The 5086-nt window shown below is 67.4% G+C and carries 3 protein-coding genes and 1 tRNA gene; 2 read left to right on the top strand and 2 right to left on the bottom strand.

Annotated features, from left to right (window positions below; all coding sequences use genetic code 11):
- Positions 1-993 (top strand): GTPase (locus VN419_RS09190; RefSeq protein ID WP_325646745.1); only part of this gene is annotated, 993 nt, incomplete at its 5' end.
- 75 nt (positions 994-1068) lie between these two features.
- A tRNA-Ser gene (locus VN419_RS09185) sits at positions 1069-1162 on the top strand.
- Positions 1163-1451: 289 nt separating this feature from the next.
- Here VN419_RS09185 and VN419_RS09180 read toward each other — a convergent pair.
- Both VN419_RS09180 and VN419_RS09175 read right to left on the bottom strand, forming a co-directional pair.
- Complete coding sequence (locus tag VN419_RS09180; RefSeq protein WP_325646742.1) at positions 1452-3659, bottom strand: heavy metal translocating P-type ATPase; 2208 nt, start codon at positions 3657-3659, stop codon at positions 1452-1454.
- 332 nt (positions 3660-3991) lie between these two features.
- Positions 3992-5086 (bottom strand): L-serine ammonia-lyase, iron-sulfur-dependent, subunit alpha (locus VN419_RS09175; RefSeq protein ID WP_325646741.1); only part of this gene is annotated, 1095 nt, incomplete at its 5' end.

Here is a 5086-nt window from a genome sequence, read left to right as displayed (position 1 = left end):
GAGCTGGGGCTTAAACTGTGCATGCTGGGCCGCCCCAACGCGGGCAAGTCCTCCCTGGTCAACACCCTGGTGGGCGAGGCCCGACAGATCGTCAGCGACATCGCGGGCACCACGCGCGACTCGGTGGACGTGGGCTTTGAGAAGGACGGCCGCCGCTATACCTTTGTGGACACGGCGGGCGTGCGCCGGCGCGCGTCCATCACCGACCATCTGGAAAAGCTCTCCGTGTACCGGGCCCTGTCCTCCAGCAAGCGCGCCGACGTGACCATCCTGGTGCTCGACGCCATGGAGGGCCTGAGTCACCAGGACAAGCGGCTCATCGCCTACCTGGCGGAGCAGCGCACGCCCTTCATGGTGGCCGTGAACAAACTGGATCTGGTGCACAAGTCGCGGCTGGAGGAACTGCGCGAGGCTTACGCCGACGCCCTGCGCATCTGCCCGCACGTGCCGGTGCTGTACATTTCCGCCCTCACGGGCGCGGGCACGCAGAAGATTCTGCCCCTGGCCGAGGAGATCCGCCGCGAGTGCGTCATCCGCATCGGCACCGGCGCGCTGAACCGCGCCATGGCCGAGGCCACCACCAAGCACCAGCCCCCGGTCATCAAGCGCCGCCGGGCCAAGTTCTATTACCTCACCCAGGCGGACGAAGATCCGCCCATGTTCGTGTTCTTCGTCAACGACGCGGACCTTGTGACCCCGGCCTACGGCAAGTACCTGGAGAACCAGCTGCGCAAGCTCCTCGGCATTAAGAAGGCCCCGCTGGCCGCGGTGTTCCGCTCCAGCCACGAGAAGAAGGAAGCCGAGCGCCCGCTGACCAACCGTGCCCCCCGGCTGGGGAAATCGCGTCGCGACATGGAGGCGGCCAAGGTCGACCAGCCCGCAAAGCTTGGTAAGGCGGGCAAAACCGGCAAGTCCACCGGCTCGGGCAAGGCCACGGCCAACACCAAACGTTCGGCCGGAGCCAAGACCGCCGCCTCGCGCAAAAAAGGTTGATGTGCAGCAATGCCTTGACATCCTGCGCCGCGAAAGGGTAAAGGATTCGTCCGCGCCGGTAAGGTGCGCTTGATTGGAGAGGTGGCCGAGTCGGCCGAAGGCGCTCGCCTGCTAAGCGGGTATGGGCCTTAAAAGCCCATCGAGGGTTCAAATCCCTCCCTCTCCGCCAGAAATTCAGGGTTACGGTTTGTGCCGTAACCCTTTTTTTGTGGCTTTTCGGGGGCCGAAACCGAAATGTGTACCCGTCTCTGTACCCTTTGGGGTGAAGTAAACCGGCGCGCAATTCGGCACCGGCCTCTAACGCACCTCCTCTCGCGCTTCGTCCGGTTTTGGATACGGCTACACCGGACGCCGCATGCGGGCCAGCCAATCGCCCTTCAGGAAGTTCACGTAGCAGAATTGCAGCAGGCAGCGTCGCGGCACCGGCCTTTTTCCGCCGCTGACGGCTCGTCCTGTCCCTATTCCTTGCCGCGCAGCAGGCGCAAGCCGTTGAAGATGACCAGAAGCGACGAGCCCATGTCCGCCAGGATGGCCGTCCAGAGCGTGGCGACCTGGAAAAGCGCCAGCAGCAGGAAAACGGCCTTGATGGCCAGGGCGAAGCCTATGTTCGCCTTGATGGTGCCCAGGGTGCGGCGCGAGTGCCGCACAAGCCAGGGCAGCTTGGACAGGTCGTCGGACATGAGGGCCACATCCGCCGTCTCAATGGCCACATCGGTGCCGATGGCCCCCATGGCCACGCCGAGATGCGCCGCCGCCAGCGCGGGCGCATCGTTGATGCCGTCGCCGACCATGGCCACGCGCCTGCCGGACCGGACCAGCTCTTCCACGGCCCGCGTCTTGTCCTCGGGCAGCAGGTCGGAGCGGTACTCCGGCACTCCCGCCTCGGAGGCGATCTTCGCGGCGGTCCTGGCGTTGTCGCCGCTGAGCATGACGATGGTCTCCACTCCCAGGGCCTTCAGCACGGCCAGGGCCGCCTTGGACTGCGGACGCACCTTGTCCTCCAGCAGCATGCAGCCAAGCACCGCCTCGCTGTCCCACACCAGGATCGCGGTGCCCGCCGACTGCTCGTGGCGGGCGAGGATGCCCCGCAGTTCTTCGGAAAGGGGGACGCCGCCGAATTCCTCAAGGAAGCGCAGATTGCCGATGAAATGCTCGCGCCCCTGGTCGTCGCGCCCTTGGACGCGACCCTGTGCGCCAAGACCCGGGCGGGACTGGGCCTCTTCAATCTGGGCCGGGGCGATGCCGAGGCTTGCGGTGTGCCGGACGATGGCCTTGGCCAGGGGGTGGCTGCTGCGCGACTCCAGCGCGGCGGCGATGCCCAAAAGTCGTTCCTCGGAGATGCCGCCCAGGGTGTTCACCTCGGTCACCGTGGGCCTGCCATGGGTCAGGGTGCCGGTCTTGTCCAGGGCCACGGCGTTCAGGGTGGCGGGAACCTCCAGGAACACGCCGCCCTTGATCAGCACGCCGTTGCGCGCGGCCGAGGCCAGCCCGGCCACGATGCTCACCGGCGTCGAGATGACCAGGGCGCAGGGGCAGGAGATGACGAGGATCACCAGCGCCTCGTAGAACCAGCGGTCCCACTGGCCGCCGAAAAAGAGCGGCGGCGCCACGGCGAGCAGGACGGCGACGCCGATCATGACCGGGGTGTAGACCGCCGCGAACTTTTCCACCCACTGCACGGCCCTGGCCCGCTTCGACTGCGCCTGTTCGACCATGCGCATGATTCTGGCCAGGGTGGACTCGGAGGCGGGCTTGGTGGTTTCCACTTCCAGCGCGCCCTCGGCGTTGATGGTGCCGGCGAAGACCGCATCCCCGGCCTGCTTGGCCACGGGCATGGATTCGCCCGTTATGGGCGACTGGTCCACCGCGGAAAAGCCGGAGCGCACCACTCCGTCCAGGGGGATGCGGTCGCCCGGGCGCACAAGGACCAGCGTCCCCAGGGGCACGTTCTCCACCCTGGTTGCCACGGGCGCGGGGGAAAAGGGCGAGAGCACGAGGGCCGTGTCCGGGGCCAGGCTCATGAGGGCCTGGATGGCGTTTCCGGCCCGCGCCACGCTCCAGGACTCCAGCTGGTTCGCCAGGGCGAAGAGAAAGGCCACCGAGGCTCCTTCGGAATATTCGCCGATGGCCATGGCCCCGGCCACGGCCAGCACCATGAGCAGGTTCATGTCCGGCCGCAGGGACCGCAGGGAGTGGAGGGCCTTGGGCAGCACATGCCACACGCCGCCCAGCGCCGCCAGCACCCAAAGCAGCTTGGCCGGTGCGGGGGCGGCGCCGCTTTCCCGGAACGCGGCCAGGAACGAGCCGTGCTCGGCCATCATGAGCAGCAGGCCAAGGGCCCAGAGCACGCCGCTTGCGGCGCAGAGCAGCTCGCGTCCCCGGCGCTGCCAGAAGCCGCTTTTGGACGTGGCGCAGCCGCCCCCGCAGCAGGAGCAATTCGCCAGGGCGGGCTGGAAGCGCTCCGCCTGCATGCCCGTCCGGGCCACGGCCTCGATGATCTGCTCAGGTGTCACAGCCAGACCGGAAAGATCGACGTGCAGCTTGCGCTGCAGGGGGTCGAAGGCGAGCCGGTCTTCTTGCCCCACCACGGGGATGAGGGCGCGCGTAAGCACACTCACCTCCTCTGAGCAGTCCATTTCCCGGATGATGAACGTCGTCGTTGCCATGTCTTGCTCCATTTCTTGCGCCACGTGTTGCGGTTGCGGAAAGTTCGTATGAACGAGCGCTCATATTTTCATATGCTCATGTGTGTGTCAATCCCGGGCAGGAGCCGCATCACGGTGGTGAAGCTGCCAGAGCCCCGCCAACGCCAAGGGGCCATGCCCCGAGCACGGCATGAGCGGCCTTGGCCTGCCGGGGGGCAGTCGGCGAAGAGGGACAGGGAAGAAGAGCAGAGCTTGCCGGTGGGGGCTCTGGGGCTCGGCCGCACGCCGAGATGCGGACGACGTCATCTCGCCGCCGCTTGGAGCCGGAGTGCTTCAGCTTGAGGAACGCGTCGTCAGCAGTTGGCCACGATGGCCGCCAGGCCGCCCTGGGCCGTCTCCTTGTACTTGCAGTGCATGTCCTTGCCCGTGGCGCGCATGGCCTCTATGGCCTGGTCCAGGCCGATCTTGTAGCGCGTGGGAAGCACATCGGTGGCGATGACGAAGGCCGTGTACGCCTTGACCACGCCCATGGCGTTGCGCTCGATGCAGGGAATCTGCACATAGCCGCCCACGGGGTCGCAGGTCATGCCCAGGTGGTGCTCCAGGGCGGTCTCGGCCGCGTTCTCGGTGACGTAAGCGTCGTAGCCCGTGGCGTGGGCCAGCATGGCTGCGGCCATGGCCGAGGCCACGCCCACTTCGGCCTGGCAGCCCGCCTCGGCCCCGGCGATGCTGGCGTTGTGCTTGGCCAGGAAGCCCACGGCCGCAGCCGCCAGCAGCCCCTCGCGGATGGACTGCTCGGAGAGGCCCAGGCGGGTGCGCATGGTCCGGGCCATGGCCGGGATTATGCCTGCCGCTCCGCAGGTGGGGGCCGTGACGATGATGTGCCCGGCGGCGTTCTCCTCCGCTGCGGCGAAGGCGAAGGCGCACATCTGGCCGATGATGTTCTCGTGGGTCTGGCGCTTGATGGTGGAGCGCTGGAAGATGTGCCCGGCCTTTCTGTGCAGGCCGATGGGTCCGGGAAGCACGCCCTCGGCCGCCAGGCCCGCGCTCACGGCCTCGTCCATGACCCGCAGGATGGTGTCCAGTCCGGCCTTGATGGTGGCCTCGTCCGCCCCGGTGATGGCCATTTCGTTTTCCAGGATGAGCCGGTGCAGGGAGAGCCCGTGCTTGGCGAGCTGCTGGCGCAGCTCGGCCATGGTGGCGTAGGGGTAGCTGGGGGCCTTGCGCTCTGGTGCGGGGTGGCCCTTGATCTCTATGAAGCCGCCGCCGAGGGAGGCGTATTCGCGCTCGAACAGGGGCTCGGCCTCGCCCTGCGGCCCGGTGAGGCGGATGACCAGGGTGTTGCAGCAGGGGTAGCCGTGTTCGATGGCGTCGAAAATGACGTCAGCGGCGCTGATTTCCAGGTGCTTCGGCCCCAGGTCCAGGCTGCGTTTCGCCAGGGGCGCGGC

The sequence above is a fragment of the Humidesulfovibrio sp. genome, assembly GCF_035560995.1.
In the GTDB taxonomy this organism is placed as follows: domain Bacteria; phylum Desulfobacterota; class Desulfovibrionia; order Desulfovibrionales; family Desulfovibrionaceae; genus Humidesulfovibrio.
The sequence above is the reverse complement of the archived record's forward strand: the minus strand, read 5'-3'. Positions and strand labels throughout refer to the sequence as shown.

Coding starts and splice junctions, on each gene's coding strand:
- VN419_RS09180 (WP_325646742.1), bottom strand. CDS start 3,659: ATGGCAACGACGACGTTCATCATCCGGGAAATGGACTGCTCAGAGGAG.